17 protein-coding genes and 1 riboswitch are annotated in these 18,704 nt (G+C 47.4%); of the genes, 3 read left to right on the top strand and 14 right to left on the bottom strand.

Annotation, left to right across the window (positions count from 1 at the left end; genetic code table 11):
* Positions 1–38: 38 nt before the first annotated feature.
* The 14 genes from KSP24_RS04700 to KSP24_RS04635 form a co-directional block, all read right to left on the bottom strand.
* Positions 39–863 (bottom strand): carbohydrate ABC transporter permease, encoded by an 825-nt coding sequence (locus KSP24_RS04700; RefSeq protein ID WP_058711061.1) that lies wholly within the window; start codon positions 861–863, stop codon positions 39–41.
* On the bottom strand, positions 863–1,729 hold the full coding sequence (locus KSP24_RS04695; protein WP_102997464.1) for a carbohydrate ABC transporter permease: 867 nt from the start codon (positions 1,727–1,729) through the stop codon (positions 863–865). The genes KSP24_RS04700 and KSP24_RS04695 overlap by 1 nt, the downstream gene beginning before the upstream one ends.
* A gap of 16 nt (positions 1,730–1,745) precedes the next feature.
* Positions 1,746–2,978: an ABC transporter substrate-binding protein gene (locus tag KSP24_RS04690; RefSeq protein WP_216974726.1), complete on the bottom strand. Its 1,233-nt coding sequence runs from the start codon at positions 2,976–2,978 to the stop codon at positions 1,746–1,748.
* A gap of 199 nt (positions 2,979–3,177) precedes the next feature.
* Positions 3,178–3,945 (bottom strand): hypothetical protein, encoded by a 768-nt coding sequence (locus KSP24_RS04685; protein WP_064961576.1) that lies wholly within the window; start codon positions 3,943–3,945, stop codon positions 3,178–3,180.
* A 12-nt stretch (positions 3,946–3,957) separates the two neighbouring features.
* A complete protein-coding gene (locus tag KSP24_RS04680) occupies positions 3,958–4,758 on the bottom strand; it encodes an ABC transporter permease (RefSeq protein ID WP_016822708.1) in 801 nt (266 codons plus the stop codon).
* On the bottom strand, positions 4,755–5,483 hold the full coding sequence (locus KSP24_RS04675; protein WP_013373628.1) for an ABC transporter ATP-binding protein: 729 nt from the start codon (positions 5,481–5,483) through the stop codon (positions 4,755–4,757). The genes KSP24_RS04680 and KSP24_RS04675 overlap by 4 nt, the downstream gene beginning before the upstream one ends.
* Positions 5,484–5,787: 304 nt before the next feature.
* Entirely contained in the window at positions 5,788–7,872 is a 2,085-nt protein-coding gene (gene abc-f / locus KSP24_RS04670) for a ribosomal protection-like ABC-F family protein (protein WP_216974584.1), read from the bottom strand.
* Positions 7,873–7,975: 103 nt separating this feature from the next.
* Positions 7,976–8,119 carry an RAxF-45 family protein gene (locus KSP24_RS04665; protein ID WP_016822706.1) on the bottom strand — a complete coding sequence of 48 codons (144 nt, stop codon included), beginning with the start codon at positions 8,117–8,119 and terminating at the stop codon, positions 7,976–7,978.
* Between the two features lie 81 nt (positions 8,120–8,200).
* Positions 8,201–9,379, bottom strand: coding sequence for an MFS transporter (locus KSP24_RS04660; protein ID WP_064961573.1), 1,179 nt, complete (start codon positions 9,377–9,379; stop codon positions 8,201–8,203).
* Between the two features lie 68 nt (positions 9,380–9,447).
* Positions 9,448–9,547: riboswitch (purine riboswitch) on the bottom strand.
* 55 nt (positions 9,548–9,602) lie between these two features.
* A complete protein-coding gene (locus KSP24_RS04655) occupies positions 9,603–10,562 on the bottom strand; it encodes an acetylxylan esterase (protein WP_216974583.1) in 960 nt (319 codons plus the stop codon).
* A 12-nt stretch (positions 10,563–10,574) separates the two neighbouring features.
* Complete coding sequence (locus tag KSP24_RS04650) at positions 10,575–11,624, bottom strand: glycoside hydrolase family 130 protein (protein WP_216974582.1); 1,050 nt, start codon at positions 11,622–11,624, stop codon at positions 10,575–10,577.
* A gap of 44 nt (positions 11,625–11,668) precedes the next feature.
* Positions 11,669–12,502 (bottom strand): carbohydrate ABC transporter permease, encoded by an 834-nt coding sequence (locus tag KSP24_RS04645; RefSeq protein ID WP_025676717.1) that lies wholly within the window; start codon positions 12,500–12,502, stop codon positions 11,669–11,671.
* Positions 12,503–12,504: 2 nt separating this feature from the next.
* Positions 12,505–13,389, bottom strand: coding sequence for a carbohydrate ABC transporter permease (locus KSP24_RS04640; protein ID WP_013373635.1), 885 nt, complete (start codon positions 13,387–13,389; stop codon positions 12,505–12,507).
* A 67-nt stretch (positions 13,390–13,456) separates the two neighbouring features.
* Complete coding sequence (locus tag KSP24_RS04635; protein WP_058830316.1) at positions 13,457–14,776, bottom strand: ABC transporter substrate-binding protein; 1,320 nt, start codon at positions 14,774–14,776, stop codon at positions 13,457–13,459.
* A gap of 232 nt (positions 14,777–15,008) precedes the next feature.
* On the opposite strand from KSP24_RS04635, the gene KSP24_RS04630 reads away from it, so the two are divergent.
* The 3 genes from KSP24_RS04630 to KSP24_RS04620 all read left to right on the top strand — a co-directional run bounded on the left by KSP24_RS04630 (position 15,009) and on the right by KSP24_RS04620 (position 18,642).
* Positions 15,009–16,184 (top strand): AGE family epimerase/isomerase, encoded by a 1,176-nt coding sequence (locus tag KSP24_RS04630; protein ID WP_013373637.1) that lies wholly within the window; start codon positions 15,009–15,011, stop codon positions 16,182–16,184.
* Complete coding sequence (locus tag KSP24_RS04625; protein WP_216974581.1) at positions 16,181–17,380, top strand: glycoside hydrolase family 130 protein; 1,200 nt, start codon at positions 16,181–16,183, stop codon at positions 17,378–17,380. The genes KSP24_RS04630 and KSP24_RS04625 overlap by 4 nt, the downstream gene beginning before the upstream one ends.
* A 248-nt stretch (positions 17,381–17,628) precedes the next feature.
* A complete protein-coding gene (locus KSP24_RS04620; protein ID WP_025676710.1) occupies positions 17,629–18,642 on the top strand; it encodes a substrate-binding domain-containing protein in 1,014 nt (337 codons plus the stop codon).
* The last annotated feature ends 62 nt before the right edge of the window (positions 18,643–18,704 follow it).

The following is an 18,704-nucleotide window of genomic DNA, read 5'->3' as shown; positions in this document are numbered from 1 at the left end:
ACAAGGCACAGTCTGCGTGAAGCTGTTGTAACTCCGCTTTACTTCACAGAACCTTGCGTAACACCATTGATAATCCATTTTTGTGCAATCAGGTAGACAATAATCATCGGCAGCAAGGCCATCAGGTACGAGGCAAAGGCCAGATTAAAATCCGTATTGAACTGTCCCTGAAATACATACTGAACGAGCGGCAGTGTATATTGCTCCGCATCGCTGATAATAATGAGCGGCAGTAAAAAGTCATTATATGTGGACAGACAAGTGAGGATCCCCACCGTAGCACTAATCGGCGCCATCAGCGGAAATATAATGCGCCAAAATGTCCCCCATGTCGTCGCGCCATCTACCGTAGCTGCCTCTTCCAATGCCACTGGAATCGAGCGAATATAACCAACATACACGAAGACATTAAACGCCAAGCCATATACCGTATGCAGCACGATAAGACCCAACAGATTGGTCATATGGAGGCCCGAGGCCAGCTTCACAATCGGCAGCATGATGATCGGGAACGGAATAAACATGGCGCTCACAAAGTAAAAATATAACCCCTTGAAGAAACGCCGCTGCATATTACGAGCAATGGCATAAGCAACCATGGAATTGGTTAGCAAAGTGAGGATGACTGTCGATGTTGTCACCATCACACTATTCTGAAAAGCACTGAAAAAGTTGGTCATTTCCACTGCACGACTAAAATTTTCCCAATGCAGCTCCGTCGGAAAGGCAAAGGCGGAATGCGCCATCTGCTCGGGATTTTTAAGTGCAATCGTCACCGTCATATAGAGGGGAAACAGGATAAATATTGTCCCCAACGCTACCAGAATCAGCACAGGCCAGTTGGTACGTCTGCTTGTTTTCATCAGTTGTCCATCTCCCTTCTCTGGAGGAATCGCAGCTGTAAGATGGAAATGATCGCGATCACAATAAAGTAAATCACAGAGTTAGCCGACTGATATGCAAATTCCCCACCTCTAAAGCCCCCGGTGTATATCAGATGGGAAATCGACTGCGTGGCCCGTCCCGGTCCTCCGTTCGTCAAGGCCACGATCTGATCAAATACCATCAGGGAATTTTTCATCGCCAATACCATATTGATCGTAAAAAACGGAGCAATCAACGGAAAGGTAATGCTCCAGAATTCACGCCATTTACCTGCACCGTCCAGATTGGATGCCTCATACAGACTGGTCGGAATCGTTTGTAGCCCTGCCAGATAGAGAATCGTATTAAAGGCAATGCCCTGCCATACGGCTACGATGACCACTCCTACCCAAGCCAACTGCTCACTGCCTAAGATGTTTGTCGATAATGAACTGATGCCTAAGTTCTGTCCCCAGATCGTAAACACGTTCGAGAACAGGTAATTGAATATGTAACCTACGATCAACACGCTTAAAATATTAGGTAAGAAATAAATCCCGCGAAAGAAATTACGGAAACGTATTTTAGCGTTCAGCCCCATGGCAATCAGCAAGCTGAGAATATTAATCGCAATGGTAACCACAATCGCAAATTTGAAAGTAAACCAGTAAGCATTGCCCACATTGTCGTCCTGAAACAAATTAATATAGTTCTTAAACCCGACAAAGTGATACTGATGGCCAAATCCATTCCAATTGGTAAGCGAGTAATAAAATCCCTGCAAGGCAGGTAAGGTCAAAAATATAAAAAACAATAGCACCGCCGGCACCGTCATCCAGTAAAAAGTCGTTAGTCGCTTATTCATGTCTCGTCCTCCTCCCCTATCGGCGGTTAGCTACCTTATTCCACTCCCGGTCGAGCTTGGCTAGATAGGCATCGATGTCTCCGTTTTGCAGGAACGCCTGTACAATTGAATTCAATTGGACCGCTTTGGGAATATAATGATCGGCAAAATCAATGACACGGCCTGATTTAAAATACGGCAGCAGCTCTGCCACACTCGGGTCATCCTGCGTGACTCCCTTCACCGCTGAAAACAACGTTTGTTCCGTAATGTATTGCTTGCTGTTCTCCGGTTTTAATAAGAAGGCAATGAACTCCTCCGCCTCCTTTTTATGCGGCGTGCTTTCCGAAACAGCTAAAAGCGTATCTATACCAGACACCAGCTTGACCGCCTTTGCGTCATTCCCTGAGGGTAACGGGAAAAATCCGAGTTCCACTTTCGGGTTAGCTTTGCGAATTTCAGATATAGCCCACGAGCCCTGAATGTACATCAGTCCCTGCCCGTTAGCGAAAGCACGATTACCGTCAGCATAGTTTTTGCCAAAATTATCACTATGTCCGTATTTCAGTAGCTCCAGCTGCTTTTCCGCAACCTCGCGGTACTTGTCCTGAAAGGTGACCTGATTCTCACGCCGTTGCAGGAAAAAATCAATGCCCACCAAATTCGGACCCAGTGCATTAAAAGGAAGGTTCGTTTGCCAATCATCTTTATATGTAAAATAAAATGGGATTTTACCAGCAGCCTTGATTTTTTGCGCCGTTGCAATCAGTTCATCCCACGTTTTGGGCACCTGTAATCCCATTTCCTTAAAAAGTGTCTTGTTATACATCACACCATTCGCATTCGCAGCATAAGGAATTCCATACACGGGATCGACCCCGGTCACATCCTTAAGCATTTTGAGGTAAATCGGGTCCACCGTACGTGGCAATTCTGAATTTGCCAGGTCCGTAAAAATACCGCTCTGCGCCAAAATGGAGTAGGTATCTGTGGCGCCAAGACCCACAATGTCAGGTACATCGTTTTTGACAACCCGGGTCAATAGCACCGTTTCTGCCTCTGGCGGATTGACCTGTGTCACTTCAATACCGGGATGTTCCTGATTGAATTGAGCGATCAGCTTATCAAACGAACCCTTGGCCTCCGGCTTGTTTTGGAAAAACTCAATTTGCACCTTGCCTGAATTGTCACTCCTATTGCATGCGCTTACAATGATCGCTAGCAGCAGGATCGCCGCTAGTGTAGACAGTCTTTTGACCCCATTCCACATGCTCATACCTCCTTTTCCCCTATGTCAATCTATGCGGGACTAGACAATTAATACCCGTCCCTTGCAGAAAAGAAACGATATAGTGGAAGCAATTACCGCCACGAAGTCCAACACCGCTCGTATAAAAAAAGATCCAGCTAACCTTCAAACGGTCGCTTGGATCTTTTCTAATTGTATAGTGTCAACTGCAAAATCTATGTTAAAAAATTCGTTTTTGCCACCGTACACAACTAATAATAATGCACACCACCGACATTCCCCCTGTACACACCCAAAATTCAAATGAATTTTGGACCCTTAGAGCAAGTAATATTTCCCGAAACGGGTCCATTAACATAATGAGCGGTCTAGACAATTTAAAGAGAAATGCAGATAAAACCAGAATTGATAAATAAGCAAACAGGGGTCGAGATATAAATAAGCATACGGCACTGCTCAACATGAGCTTCACCAAACAAACGATAAACAGTATGAGATAAAATGCAAGTATGTAGGTTATGGCATCAGATGAGGTAGAAGGTGTTGATGCACCATATTTTAAGAAAGTAGAGCTATGCGGGAAAAGAAACCATCCTGCAATCACGCTTATAAACAAACCTGTCCCAACGAAAATGACCGTCGTGACCGATAGTGCGAGCATCTTGGCAAGCCAAAACTGCAAACGACGGTACGGGCGCAACATGTAGAGCCTATACGCCCCTGAATAAAGATCACCACTCAACTGATCCACATACAGGATAGGCAACATCGCCAGAGTTAGAAATAAAGCAACCTCACTCATCATCAGCCATGGCAGGTTTAAATTGTTGACGAGCATGGTTCCTTCACCAAAACGGAAGATCTTTGTTCCCGTCATTTTATAACTCCATATAATCGCTACAATTATTAATATATAGGCTACGTACAACGAATAAGTGGACTTCCGCTTCCAAATTCGTTCCATTTCACTGTGCCAAATTCCCAGCATCAAGCAATCCCCCTAACACAAATAATCATCGGCTACAAAGCGGCGATATGCCCCCCATGTAAACAAGACAAGATATACACTTACAACGGTAATGATGGCCCCGTTCACAGATAAACTTCCGATTAAAGAATTATTCAATCCCGTATGCTGCAGATATGGAATAATCATAAATGTGACCACATCATATAGGTATGGAACATGAGAAACAAAGGATGCCAATTTTAGATACAGCGGATCAAATAACAGAGAAGCCAAATTGTATACCATGCAAATACCAATAGCATATGTAACACTCTTGCTATACATAGCAAAAAAGCAATACAAGGAACTTATAGCTAATAGAGAAGCAAATGCCCAGCCATAGTATTCAAGGATGCGCAGCAATCGAACTCCAGACAGACCTATATCACTTAAATCATATGAAAATTTCCATACTTCAGCGATCACCTGTGAGGATAAGGCATATATAATGAGAAGAAGTAAGATAGAAACATTCAAAACCAGCAGCTTGCTCCAAAAAATCTGACCACGGGTAAATCGACGCATGAATAATAGCCGCAGCCGTCCACTTTGAAATTCCTCAGTAAACACAGCAGCAGCTAAAGCAGCCACAGCACTGTTGCAAAATAAATATAAATTCTCCTGCAGACTGGTGACGATAAAATTCTGGTGTAGCACCTCTATTGGAACATTCCGAGTACGCAAATAGTATAATCCTGTCGAATAGGCTAGCACAGGTGTGCATAAAACCATAAGCCAGAACCACTTTCGCTTCCACAATCGTTCGAATTCACTGTGTATCAATCGCTTCATAATCCCATTAACCCCATAAAGGCATCCTCCAGACGTTGGCCTTCCTTTATCAGCTGATCAGTAGGCCCCTGCCAAACTAGCCTGCCCTCTTTAATTACGATAAGTTCATCGCACATCTGTTGCAATTCGTCCAGCAGATGACTGGAGATAAAAAAGGCATAATTGGCCGAGTTACGCAAACCAAGCACAATATCACGCAGTTCTCTCATCCCCATGGGATCAAGACCATTAGACGGTTCATCCAACAACAAAAGCTCCGGAGTACCCAGCATGGACTGTGCAATACCTAGTCTTTGCTTCATTCCAAGCGAATAGGTTTTTACCTTGTCGTCGCCCCGCGTTTCTAATCTCACCTTTGTAAGCAACTCTTCGATATGTGCCTCCCGATCTGAGGATGCAATTTCAGAGTGCAGCCGTGATAAATTACGTAAAACCTGCCTGCCTGTCATATAATCAAAAAAGACTGGAGATTCAATAATGGCCCCCACCTTGGACAGCGCTTTTTCCCGGTCCGTATGTACATTATATGAAGCTATCTGTACAGAGCCGCTGGTTGGCTTCATTAATCCAGTCATAATACGCATCATTGTTGTTTTGCCCGCTCCATTGGGTCCGATGAATCCATAAATCTTCCCTTTCTGAAGCTTGAATGAAATATTATTTAATAAATTTCTTTTCCCCATTTTTTTTGTTACCTGATTGACCTCCAGCAAGAAGTCCGACATATCGTTCCCTCCATCGTATAATTGATAGGCATGATATTAATATGGATAAGCCCATTTAATATTGGTTAACATCGCGTGCACAAATTAGAAAGTATCATATGTTGCGAAATGTAAACGAATTACTTTATATGTAAAATAAAAATATAAAAAATCATTAATACCAATTTATTTTAATATATGGTTATTCTTTTTCCAATCTCTCATTCTCTTTACCATACAAAAATAGCCCCTCAGTAGGCGTACTACCTCAGGGCTATCCTTTATAAAATATACGTTTGCCTATCTTCAGCAACCAGCCTATCACTTACTCTAGTTCAATCCACTCGCCGAGCAACGTGTCCAGCTCCGCTTGCAGCTGCTCGCGGGCATTCCATAGCTCCGCCATGCGTGCCGTGTCACTACCAGTACCGAGCAGCTCCAGCTCGGCATCTGTCGCCGCCAATTCTGCTTCCTTGGCGGCAATCGCCCGCTCCAAGCGCTCGCGGGACGCAGCGGGCGAGCGGGATGGCTTCGCTGCCTTCGCTCCGCGTGCCCCACCCCGGGCATCGGGCGCCCCCAAGCGACCTGCCGACCCGGAGCGAGCACGGCTCGCATCGGCTCCGGTGGTCGCTCCTGTCCGCGAAGCCGTTCCCGCATCATTGCTTGCTGCGCCAGCAGGCGTAGCCAGGCCCGAGCCTGAGCCGCCACCAGATGCGGCTCTACTTGCAGATGCCGATCGTCCCCCTGCATCCGCCCCACGTTGCAAGCGAGCGTTTTCCAGCTCCCGCTTCTTCGCGCGGTATTCATCGAAGCCGCCCAGATAAAAGGACAGCTTCCCGTTCTCCAGCTCCCACACGCGCCCAGCCAGCTTGTTCACAAAGTAGCGGTCATGGGAAATTGCCAGCACCGTTCCCGTGTAGGTGTCCAGCGCTTCCTCCAAGGCCTCGCGAGAGTCGATGTCCAAATGGTTCGTCGGCTCATCCAGCACCAGCAAATTCGGCTTTTTCATGACCAGCAGCGCCAGCCTTAAGCGGGACCACTCTCCACCGGACAGCATGCTCACAGGCTTAAACACATCGGCGCCGTAAAATAAATACTTCGCCAGCTGCCCGCGCGCCTCGCCTTCTTCCAGTCCTGCTTCCTCCTTGAAATAAGCAAGCACCGTTGCCCGGCTATCCCGTTCTCTCTCTTGTTGCGCCAAATATCCGTACTCGACGCGCGCGCCCCATTGGACCGTGCCTGTATCTGCGCTTTCCTGACCAAGCAACAGCTTGAGCAGCGTCGTTTTACCTGCGCCGTTATCGCCTAACAAAGCTACCTTTTCACCGAATTCTAGGCTCCCTGTAGCCCCGTTTAAGATCTGACGTTCTCCATAGGCTTTGGCGATTTCTTCAAACTGAAGCACCCGGCGACCGGAACGATCCTCCAGTTTTAAGTTAAACTCTGCTCCCTGCGGGTCCAGTACAGGCCGCTTCACCAGTTCCATGCGCTCCAGCGCCTTGCGGATTGAGGCTGCCTTTTTGAAGAACTTTTCGTTGTCGCCATTGCGCCCCCACTCTTCCAAACGCCGAATGGCTTCCTTCATCTTTTTGATTCGCTTTTGCTGTTCCTTATAATCCTCAAATTGCAGCAGCAAACGTTCTTCCTTTTCCTTAACGTAGCCGCTGTAATTCGTATAGTACGTAAAGGCCTCGCCATCCTCCAGTTCGATCATCTTGCCAGCAACTCGATCCAGAAAATAGCGGTCATGGGATACAACCACACAGGCCCCGGTGTAGCTCTGCAAAAATTGCTCTAGCCATTCCAGCCCTTTCAAATCCAGATGGTTGGTTGGCTCATCCAGCAGCAACAAATCTGGCCGTCCAATGAGCTGTGATGCCAGCGCTATTTTGGTTTTCTCTCCGCCCGAGAGTGAACCGAAGTTGCGCGTATACATAGCTTTCGGAATACGCAGCCCATCCGCTACCTGATCTATATTGGCATCCATTTCATAGCCGCCGTTACGCTCAAACCGCTCTTGGAGAGAAGCATACATTTGCAGTAGCTTTTCCAACATCCCCGGGTTCGCTGCCACAATCGGATCTGACATTTCCCGTTCGAGCGTGCTCATCTGATTACGGCAATCCTTCAGCTCACGATAGGCGTAAGCCAGCGTTTCGTATACGGTGAAGTTTTCAAACTCCGCCGGGATTTGCGGCAAGTAGCCGATTTTCGTATCTTTGGCAATGACAAGCTGCCCTTCATCCGGGCGGGACAAGTGTGCAATCAGGCGTAAAAGGGTGGTTTTACCGCTTCCGTTGCGGCCGATGAGCCCCACCTTTTCTCCCTTATGGATATCAAACGTTGCTCCATCTAAAACCAGATTGGCAGCGTGGTATTTTTTCAATTGTTGACCATTTACAATGTACATGTTCAGGCTCTCCTTTATTTAGGAAGACCCTTACCCAGGTAACACAAAAAGAGCCGCAGGAGCAACCCCGCGACTCTTCGGAAGATGTAACAATCCGTTCGAGTTAAGGTAGGCGTCTTCTCGCGATGTTTACAACCGTATGATTAAAATTGGACAGACTTCTCCCGTTGTATGGAAAAGCATGAACAATGCCAGCCATAGCAATCGGCAGCTGGCTAATACGGTTGTTCAGCATCTCGTGATTCACCTACCTCACCTCCTTCTTCATAATTGTGTGTAGTATAGCATGTTTTCTCGTATTATAAAAGAGGGGTAATGGCCTATCGCACTATGAAACGGAGTGTTGCCCTCTGACAGCCTGTGATGTCCCGGCTCTGGTAATCGAAAATACGCCGCAGACAAAAGCAACAATCACAAATGCCCCGCCCACCCAAGCGTTCGTGGCAACAGAAGCGCTATTCTCAATCACTACCCCACCTAAGGCAGAACCGAGAGCGATCCCGACCTGGAGTGCGGAGAAATTAAAACTTTGCTGAATACTACCCGATTCGGGCGCATTTTCAATAAGATAACTTTGCATTGGGGGCGACAAGGCCCAGCTCAGGATTCCCCAGATGATCAGAAGCGGCACAAACACATACATCGAGTGAATCGAGAACGGCAGCAGGAACATCACAGCGATAAACACACCTACGACAATGAGAATACTTTTCGCTGTACCGAATCGGTCGGCCAAAGAGCCGCCAATAAAGCCGCCGCTCACTGCCGCCAATCCAAAGACAAAATAGGCGACACTCACCCACGAGGCGTTCAAACCCATCAGGTTTTCCAAAAACGGTGTGAAATACGCATACAACGTGTAGTGTCCCGCCAGTGTCAGCGTAGTGACCAGATGGGCACTGATCACTTTAACATTTTTCAAGGACTTCAATTGCTCACGCATAGGCACAACATGCTCTGTCGGAATCCGTTCCATAAACAAGTTCATAATGATCATAGAAACTACGGTCAACAAGGCAATAATCAGAAATAGCACCCGCCAGCCAAACGCATTTCCAATCAGCACCCCGGCTGGGATGCCTAGCACGATAGAGGAGCTGACCCCCATGGAGATCACACCGAGAACGCGGGCCTGATAAGCTTTGGACACCACTTTAACCGCAATGGTTAGTGACAATGTCACGATCAACGACCCACTTGCAGCAGTAACGATACGAGATATAAACAACACAGCATAGTTCGGACTCCAGAAAGCCAGCAGACTTCCCAGGATAAAGATAAACATCGACCACAAATACAGTCGTTTTCGTTCAATTTTGGCGGTCAACGCCAACAAAGTCGGCCCGGCAATAGCGTACACAAGCGCATAGATCATGATAAGCTGTCCTGCCGTGCTCACAGAGACATTCAAATCCTGTGCAATCTGGGGCAGCACACCACCAATAATCAACTCCACCAGACCTACCGTAAAGGTCGCAATGGTTAAAATAACTACTTTGAAGTTCATTACATTAGCTCCTTTGCTTTCATGTAAATCCCTCGTAACACGCAAAAAAATCCTGACCACAAGAAATGTACAAGACGTACACTTTTTGTAATCAGGATTTATCGGTTCCTGGTAGAGACCCTCAAACCATATTATTGAGGTTATACAAATGGGGCATTCATTTATTACGCTTCACGAAGGTTATAGCTATTACTATAAAGGAGCCTTTAGCTAAGTTCAACCCCTAGAGCCGCAAAAATTCGCTCATGGCACGATCCGACAGATAGGGTAAATACTCATGACCATATTCGTGATACACAAGCAATTCCTTGTCCGATACGATTTTATTGTACACTGCGAACTGTGTGGAAGGTGGGCAAATCACATCAGATAGCCCTGTCACGAATAGCACCCGTCCTCGAATACGGTCTGCTAAATGTTGAATGTCGATGTAGCCTAAGCGGTGAAACACTTCGCTCTCACGTACATGATTGGGATCAAACCAGCGAAAATAATAAACCAGTTCCTCATAGGCCGATGTCGTTGCATCCAGCGCCCAAGCTCTTTTATAATCCGACAGGAACGGATATACCGGTACCGCCACACGGACACGCGGCTCCAATGCAGCGCAGGCAACCGTTAGTGCCCCGCCTTGGGAGCAGCCAAATGCACCGATCCGTTCAGGGTCAACCTGCTCCATAGACATTAGAATGCGCACCGTCTGTACCGTATCCAAAAATACGTTGCGGTAATACAACCGATCCGGGTCCGGGTCGTCAATCCCGCGGATAATATGGCCGCGAACCGTCGTTCCCTGAACCTGCAAATTGTCCTCGGACAGTCCGCCTTGCCCTCGGCAATCCATAGCCAGCACAGTGAATCCGTGTGCCGCATAGCTCACCTTGTCGAACCAGTCGCCACTATCGCAGGAATACCCATGGAACATCGCCAAGGCTGGACCTTGTTCCGTAAGATGCTTGGGACGAGCCAGCTTCCCATGTACCCTTGCCCCGCCCACTCCAGTAAAATACAGATGGTAACACTCCACCAGCGGAGAGACAAAGTCAGCAGGCTCCAGTGTATATTCCAGTGGCTGTCGTTCCAGTTCTTGCAGTGCCCGTTCCCAATACTTATCAAAATCCTGCGGCTTCGGATTACTTCCCTTATAGGAATGTAGCTGCTGTAAAGACATATCCTCCGGCATGTAAATTTCCTCCTACATCCGGCCGGACTCACGGTCATCTGCGACTACTTCATCCGTTGCGATGACATACTTCATAATGTCAGATACTGTCGTGTATGCGATACCTACATACGTATCAGCGGCTCCATAATAAATTGCAATTCTTCCGGTGTCCGCATCATGCAGTGTAGCACACGGGAACACCACATTCGGAACAAAGCCACGCTCTTCGTACCATTCCTCCGGGGTCAACACGAAATTGGAGGAACGATATTTAACTTTGGACGGATCATCCAGATCAAGAACAGCTACTCCCATGCTGTATACCAGTCCATTGCACGTGCCTGTCACCCCGTGGTAGAACATCAGCCAGCCCTCTGTCGTCTCAATCGGTGCCGGTCCGCCGCCAATCTTCACCGATTGCCACCAGCCCTGACCGCCCTTGCTCATTACATGACGGTGCTTGCCCCAATAGACCAAGTCAGGACTTTCGCTAAGGAAAATATCCCCAAATGGCGTATGACCACTGTCGCTCGGACGGGATAGCAACATAAAGTTTCCATTTAGCTTGCGAGGTAACAGCACTCCGTTGCGATTAAACGGCAAGAACGGATTTTCCAATCGCACAAAGCTTTTGAAATCCTTCGTTTGTGCGATCCCCAGCGCTGCTCCATAAAAATCTGTGCACCAGATGATATAATACGTATCTTCCACTCGAACCAGACGCGGATCGTAAGCATAATTAGGCTGATACTCATTCCCTTCCTCATCGACTAAATGCAGACGCTCTGTCTCAATGTCCCAAGCCAGCCCATCGTCACTCCAGCCGAGATGCAAATGCGGACGTCCATTAATCGTTTCAGCACGAAATATTCCTACAAACCGTCCTTCATACGGAGCTACTGCACTGTTGAAAATACGGGCAATGCCGGGTACCGGATTCCGTCCAATGACCGGGTTTTCAGTATGCCTCCACACCGGAGCCTCGCTACCTACGGGCTTATCCTGCCACGGCATTTTCGACAGGCTATCTCCTACAATTCGTACGTTACCTACATCCAAATCCACATTCAATTTACTCATACTTGACTCTCCTCTCACCTAAACACTTTATTTTTTTGATCTTTCTATTTGACTGAACCCTGTGCAAATCCGTTATAGATATACTTTTGTAATGATAAAAACGCAACCAGCGTCGGAATAATCGCAATGATGATGCCTGCACTAATGACCTCCCATTGCGATCCGTATGGCCCTTTAAACTTAAACAGTGCCGTCGATATAACCTGAAGACTTGTTTTGGGCATATACAGGAACGGGGTGTAAAAATCATTGTAAATATTAACCCCCTTGATGATGATTACCGTCACAATGGCAGGCTTCAGCAGCGGCAAAATAATGCGCCAGTAGATGGTCAGATAGGAAGCCCCATCCAACATGGCCGACTCATCCAGCGCCACTGCGATGGAATCCAGAAACTGAAGGAAAATATACACCGCAATAATATCGGTTCCCAAATACAGTAAAATAGCTGCCCAAGGTGTGTTAAACAGTTCCAGTTTGTTAATGATCTGGAATGTCGATACCTGTGTCGTCACCCCCGGAATGAGCGTGGCGAGCAAGAACGCACCCAGCATGAGACTTTTACCTTTAAATTTAAAACGGTTCAAAATATACGCGATCATGGAACCGGTCAACGTAGCCCCGATGATGGAGATCAGCAAAATAAAGGCTGTGTTCAAAAATCCAGTTAGCATATTTCCATCCACAAAGGCTTTGGCGTAGTTCGCCCAGTTCAGCCAGTTCACCGGGGGAGTCAGAGGACTGCTTGCCGCATATTCAGCCTTCGTCTTCAAAGATGCAAACAAAATCACAACAATCGGCAGTAGAGCAATGAACGCACCTAGCAATAGCGCGGCATACTTGATGCTGTTTGCCAGCAATCTTTTTAGCTTATACATGATTAGTCCTCCTCCCCCCGAATCAGCAACCGCTGAAGCAACGTAACAGCAATTACGATCAACAGCAGAACAACCGCCATCGCCGAGGCCAAACCAACCTTGCTGTATTTGAATGCCACATCAATCGTCTGAATGACGAACGTTTTACTACCGTTGGAGCCACCGGTCATAATGTAAGGAATATCGAATGCACTGATCGCACCGCTAATTGCCAGGATCAGGTTCAGCTGCAAAATTCGCTTGATAGTCGGCAAAATTATAGAGCGGAACTGATGCCAGCGGTTGGCTCCGTCGATATCGGCTGCTTCATACAGATCACTGGATATAGAAGAAATCGCACCTAGAAACACAATAAAGTTAAAGCCCATGTATCTCCAGATCGACGTACCAGCCAGCGAAATATTAATAATCTCCGGGTTGCCCAGCCACAGCTTGACATACGAACCCAGCCCCACTGCCTGAAGCAGAGTATCGAGGGTACCATCCGGTTTAAAAAAGAATAGAAAAATAAAACCAATCGCCACCCCGTTCATCAGGGAAGGAAAGAACAAAATGCCTTTAAAGAAATTTTTAAACCAGGTTTGAAAGCTGAGAATGGTTGCAAAATAAAGGGCCAAACCCATCTGTACAAACGTGGCTACAAAGTAATACAGACTGACCTTAAACACCGAGAAATATTCGGGGTCGGTAAAGATTTTGATATAGTTTTCAAAGCCCACATATTCCAGACGCTTACTATAGCCGTTCCAGTCCGAAAAGCTGTATTTAAACATATTGATCACCGGCAAGTATGCAAAAGTGACCAGCAGCGCCAGCGGAATAAATGAAAAGGCAACAATAATCGCTAATCTTTGTTTGGAGTAGCTGAGATTCGAAAATTTAAACATGCTGCACCTCCTGGCTATCCGTCCATCAACTGCCACGTCAATCTCTTCTTATGGTCAGTTCAGATGGCTATTTTGCTTCCTTGGCTGCCACTTCAGCACGCGCCTTCACCCATGCATCGTTGAGATCCTTCATAATGGTGTCGTACGATTCCGGGCGATTACCCACCGCTGCCTCAATAATGCGTTTCTTGAAATCAGGCTGCCACAAGCCGATTTCTCCCATTTTATCGATTTTATCGACAATTCCTTCCTGCCCCTTCGGAGACGGAGTCAGCGCTTCAAAAGCAACGCCCTCATTCTCGTACTGCTTCAAAATGGCAGGCATTGCGGCACCCTTCAGCGGACTAATGCTGCCTGCCTGCTCTACGGCATAGTTGGACTTTTCGGTAAACCAATCCACCCAGGCACGGGCCGCCTCTTTATTTTCACTGTTTACGTTAATAGCGAGGTTAAAGTCACCTGCCAGCGGTACAAGTACCTTGGAGGCATTCGTCGGGAAAGGCATAAAACCGATATCATCCTTGTTAGAAGCTACGCTTTTGATCTGATCAATCGCCCAAGAGCCAAGCACCATCGTACCGATTTTGCCTTGTGCAAGATCCGCCTTGGAGGTCTCCCAATCCGTAGTCGTTGGATCTTTTTCAATCAGACCATTTTTAGCCGCATCGTACAGGACCTTGTACAGCTCATAGTGGGGCTGGCCCTTCGTGAAATTATCATCCGAATTCGGTTGTGTCACATTCACGTATTCCTTCGTACCCGCTACTGTCGCCAGGCTAGACTCCCACTGGGTCAGTGCCCAACCAGAGGCATAGTTCGTAAACAGCGGCACTGCCTTGGTTTTGTCCTTAATTTGCTGTAACGCTTTCAGGAATTGATCCGGTGTTTTAGGAATTTGTGTGATCCCTGCTTCCTTGAACACTTTTTTGTTATAAATCACGCCAGAGTAAACCATCGCAATCGGAATACCGTAGCTGTTACCATCCACTGTACGTTCTTCAATGCCGGTATACTTGTTTTTCATCTCGTCATAAGTACCTAGTGGCTCAAAAAAATTAGGAAGCTCCTCAATCGGAATGCTGCCAGGAATCAGCAACACATCTCCGTAATCCCGGGTTCCCATCCGAATTTTAATTTGACCATCATAATCGGCCAATGCCTGAAAATTGACCTTCACGTTCGGATAAAGTTTGTTAAATTCCTTGGCGTAATCCTGAAATACGGTATCCACAATATCTGTCCGCTGTGTGATCACCGTAATTTCCCCTTCCGGACCCTTCGGATCAGAACCGGCAGCTGGCGCATCCTTCTTTGAGCTACAGCCAGTAAACAGTCCCGCTATCAAAAGCACGGATAGTAATGACATCAAAACCTTGGACAACTTCATGAGACGACCCCTCCTGTTGTTTTTAATAAGGTTATCGTTAAACTAACAAAATCATTTTATTATGTTAGCGCTTACTGTGTCAATTACAATATTTTTTTGTAAAGTATCGTGGTCCTCTTCTTGTAAAAAACACGAATCTAGCATGGTTGACAGTTTATAAACACCTAGATATGATACTTCTGTAAGGTTAACGATAAACTAATAAATAATTTTCCGGAGGAGGCTTTGTCTCTTGGAAACACTAGTACACGAAATTAGACAGGAATGGAAGGAACACATACTCCCATTCTGGTTAGGCTTGAAAGATGAAGCGCATGGCGGATTTTATGGAGAGGTAGACGTGGATCTGCACATCCATAAACAAGCGGACAAAGGTGGCATCGCCACTGCGCGACTACTTTGGTCTTTCTCAGCAGCAGCCCGTGTAACTGGGGAACGCGCCTATGCAGACGCGGCACGACATGCCTTTACATTTCTGCAAGATCACCTGCTTGACCCGTTACATGGAGGAATGTACTGGATGGTGAACTACACCGGGCAGCCTGTGGATACGTGCAAGCATGTATATGCGCAGGCATTTGCCATCTATGCGTTGGCAGAATATGCACGAGCTACGGATGACCCGAATGCATTACCACTGGCAATGGAACTGTTTCACCTTGTGGAGCAAAAAGGATATGATCCTGCTCTACAGGCATACGGTGAACAATATGATCGTTCGTGGAACGCGCAGCCTAATGAGCTACTCAGCGAAAATGGAGTTACCGCGCATATTACCATGAATACGCATATTCATGTTTTGGAAGCGTATACCCAATTGCTACGTGCCTACCCAAACGAAGAAGTTCGGGACGCACTGAAGAACGTGCTGGACATTTTACACCACCGTGTTTACGATGCTTCCGCCCGGCGTTTGGGAGTCTTCTTCGACCGCGAATGGCGTTCACTGCTCGATCTGACCTCATATGGTCACGACATCGAAGCCAGCTGGTTGATGGAGGACGCAATGAATGTACTGGGTTATCATCCATCCGAGTATGTGAACATGGTGGTGGATATTGCCAGTGCGGTAGCTGAGCGGGCTATTCAACCAGACGGATCGCTCATCAACGAGCGTGAGGGAGAGCGGGTAGACACTTCACGTATCTGGTGGGTACAGGCCGAAGCAATGGTTGGCTTTTACAACGCATTTCAGCGGACACAGGATGAACGATTTTTGCACATTGTGCGAAATCTATGGACCTATACCCGGCAATATATCATCGATCCGCGCGCCGGAGGCGAATGGTTCTGGTCAGTTCAAGCCGACGGTAGGCCTGATGCGAGAGAGATTGCAGGCCCTTGGAAGTGCCCATATCATAACAGCCGATTTTGCATTGAAATGCTGGAAAGGATGGAAAAACAATGATTCATAGCAAATACAATGAGCTGCTGTTGCAGCAAGAAGAACTGATTACGCGCCCCAATGAGGTTAAAACCTCCTTTTACAATGGTATCTATGAACGCTACCTCTATCCGGTGCTCACACGCCATCATGTTCCCATTCACTGGCGGTTTGACCTGGATGCACAAACCAACCCCTTTTTCATGGAACGACTGGGCGTGAATGCGGCATTGAATCCTGGAGCGATCTATCATGAAGGAAAATACATCCTTGTTTCACGCACCGAGGGACTGGATCGAAAGTCGTTTTTTGCCTTGGCAGAGAGCGATAACGGTATTGATCAGTTTCGGTTCATTGATGCTCCCTTAGTATGGAATGATATCGACCCGGATGAAACCAATATGTACGATATGCGGCTGGTGAAGCATGAGGACGGCTGGATTTACGGTATTTATTGCTCGGAGAAAAAGGACCCTGACGCGCCAGCCCACGATACCTCCAGCGCTGTCGCTCAGGCTGGACTGGTCCGCACTCGTGATCTCCGCACATGGACCCGGCTTCCCAACATCACTACCCAGTCCCCGCAGCAACGTAACGTTGTCCTGCACCCCGAATTTGTGGACGGTCAATATGCCTTCTATACTCGTCCCCAAGATGGGTTTATTTCCACCGGCTCAGGCGGAGGCATTGCGTTCGGTCTCTGCAAAGATATTACGCAGCCCGTGATTGAACATGAGACAGTCATTGACGAGCGCTACTATCATACGGTATACGAAGTCAAGAACGGGCAAGGTCCTGCTCCGATCAAAACGAGTCGTGGCTGGATTCATATCGCTCACGGGGTACGCAATACAGCCGCCGGGCTGCGATATGTGCTGTATACCTTTGCCACCAGTCTGGAAGACCCTACGCGCGTCATTGCCAAGCCTGGCGGGCATTTTCTGGCTCCTTATGATGAGGAACGCGTGGGTGATGTTTCGAATGTTATTTTCTGCAATGGGGCAGTCGTTAATGAACGAGATGAAGTCTTCATATACTACGCGTCCAGTGATACCCGTATCCACGTAGCGACGACCACCATTGCCCGTCTAGAAGACTACACCTTCAATACACCGTCCGACCCATTGCGTTCTCTCGGCAGCGCCGCTATCCGCCGTGAGCTGATCCATCGCAATGAAGCGCTATTGCAAGCAAGCAACCGTCCTTCCCAGCAGATCTAAGCCGTAAGCTTTATCCTGCTTGCGGAACCATGTATACTATCCATAGAACAACTGTTACCCGCAGGCTAATTGTTGTTCTATGGGCAGCTATGGCTGCCAGTCCTTGTATCTTTACAGAGCAGCTGCACCGCTAAGCTAATTGAATTTCTACAAGCGGATAAGCTATCATATTCACCCCAGCATTTTGCAACTCTTATCTGGATGTAGGCAAAATGCTTATCTTTTTAAAATTGGAAGGCGGAACAGGAATGAAGAGCAACGTAACGATGCGGGATATTGCAGATAAGCTGGGAATAAGCAGCGTGACCGTGTCGAAGGCGCTCAATGACAAGGATGGGGTTAGCGAAGAGCTAAAAGAACGTATTAAAACGCTCGCGGGCGAAATGGGTTATCGTTTCAATACCGTTGCCAAGTCCATGAAGGAAGGGCTCACCTATAACATTGGTGTTGTCATCCCTGAACGTTTTACCGGTCCTGGCCAATCGTTTTATCTGCATATTTACCAGCAAATTTCACGAGCACTGGAGCCATACGGCTACTACGGGATCCTTCACATCCTCCATCGCGAGGACGAAGAACAGCTTAATCTGCCACGTATCTATTACGACCGTAAGGTGGACGGCTTCATTCTTCTGGGCCAGGTGAGCAAGCCATATATTGAGCTGGTACAAACCATGGACCAACCTAAAATGTTTCTCGACTTTTATGATGAGCATGCCGATATCGACTCTGTGGTGACGGATAATTTTTACGGAGCCTATGAGCTGACCAACTACTTGATCGCCCAGGGGCATCGGGATATTGCTTATGTGGGAAATATCTATTCCACCAGTAGTATTCAGGATCGTTTCCTCGGCTACTATAAATCCTTGCTGGAGCACAGGTTGCCCCTCCGTAACGAGTGGGTACTCAGTGACCGGGACGACGAAGGGTCCTATGTTGAAATGGAGCTACCTCAGCCACTACCGACCGCCTTTGTATGCAACTGCGATCAGGTTGCTCACAATCTGGTGCACCAGCTGATTGGTCTGGGATACCGCGTACCCGAGGATTGCTCTGTAGTCGGCTTTGATAACGATGTATACGCCACGCTTATTGTTCCGCAACTGACCACGGTCGGAGTAGACATTGAGCAAATGGCACGTACCGCGGTAGATTCAATGATGAAAAAAATAAGCCATCCCGGCAGTCGTTTTGGTCGAGTCCTTGTACAGGGTCATATTGTATATCGTGATTCCGTGCAGCCCCTTGAGAGATCATGATCAGTGAATATTCCACAACCAAAAGCCGCTCAGCATGTCGCTGGAGCGGCTTTTGACGTTAT

This window comes from Paenibacillus sp. AK121, assembly GCF_019042715.1.
Taxonomy (GTDB): domain Bacteria; phylum Bacillota; class Bacilli; order Paenibacillales; family Paenibacillaceae; genus Paenibacillus; species Paenibacillus polymyxa_C.
The sequence above is the reverse complement of the archived record's forward strand: the minus strand, read 5'-3'. Positions and strand labels throughout refer to the sequence as shown.

Coding starts and splice junctions, on each gene's coding strand:
- KSP24_RS04675 (WP_013373628.1), bottom strand. CDS start 5,483: ATGTCGGACTTCTTGCTGGAGGTCAATCAGGTAACAAAAAAAATGGGG.
- KSP24_RS04655 (WP_216974583.1), bottom strand. CDS start 10,562: ATGCCGGAGGATATGTCTTTACAGCAGCTACATTCCTATAAGGGAAGT.
- KSP24_RS04650 (WP_216974582.1), bottom strand. CDS start 11,624: ATGAGTAAATTGAATGTGGATTTGGATGTAGGTAACGTACGAATTGTA.
- KSP24_RS04620 (WP_025676710.1), top strand. CDS start 17,629: ATGAAGAGCAACGTAACGATGCGGGATATTGCAGATAAGCTGGGAATA.
- KSP24_RS04685 (WP_064961576.1), bottom strand. CDS start 3,945: ATGCTGGGAATTTGGCACAGTGAAATGGAACGAATTTGGAAGCGGAAG.
- KSP24_RS04640 (WP_013373635.1), bottom strand. CDS start 13,389: ATGTTTAAATTTTCGAATCTCAGCTACTCCAAACAAAGATTAGCGATT.
- abc-f (WP_216974584.1), bottom strand. CDS start 7,872: ATGTACATTGTAAATGGTCAACAATTGAAAAAATACCACGCTGCCAAT.
- KSP24_RS04680 (WP_016822708.1), bottom strand. CDS start 4,758: ATGAAGCGATTGATACACAGTGAATTCGAACGATTGTGGAAGCGAAAG.
- KSP24_RS04660 (WP_064961573.1), bottom strand. CDS start 9,379: ATGAACTTCAAAGTAGTTATTTTAACCATTGCGACCTTTACGGTAGGT.
- KSP24_RS04645 (WP_025676717.1), bottom strand. CDS start 12,502: ATGTATAAGCTAAAAAGATTGCTGGCAAACAGCATCAAGTATGCCGCG.
- KSP24_RS04695 (WP_102997464.1), bottom strand. CDS start 1,729: ATGAATAAGCGACTAACGACTTTTTACTGGATGACGGTGCCGGCGGTG.
- KSP24_RS04625 (WP_216974581.1), top strand. CDS start 16,181: ATGATTCATAGCAAATACAATGAGCTGCTGTTGCAGCAAGAAGAACTG.
- KSP24_RS04700 (WP_058711061.1), bottom strand. CDS start 863: ATGAAAACAAGCAGACGTACCAACTGGCCTGTGCTGATTCTGGTAGCG.
- KSP24_RS04690 (WP_216974726.1), bottom strand. CDS start 2,978: ATGTGGAATGGGGTCAAAAGACTGTCTACACTAGCGGCGATCCTGCTG.
- KSP24_RS04635 (WP_058830316.1), bottom strand. CDS start 14,776: ATGAAGTTGTCCAAGGTTTTGATGTCATTACTATCCGTGCTTTTGATA.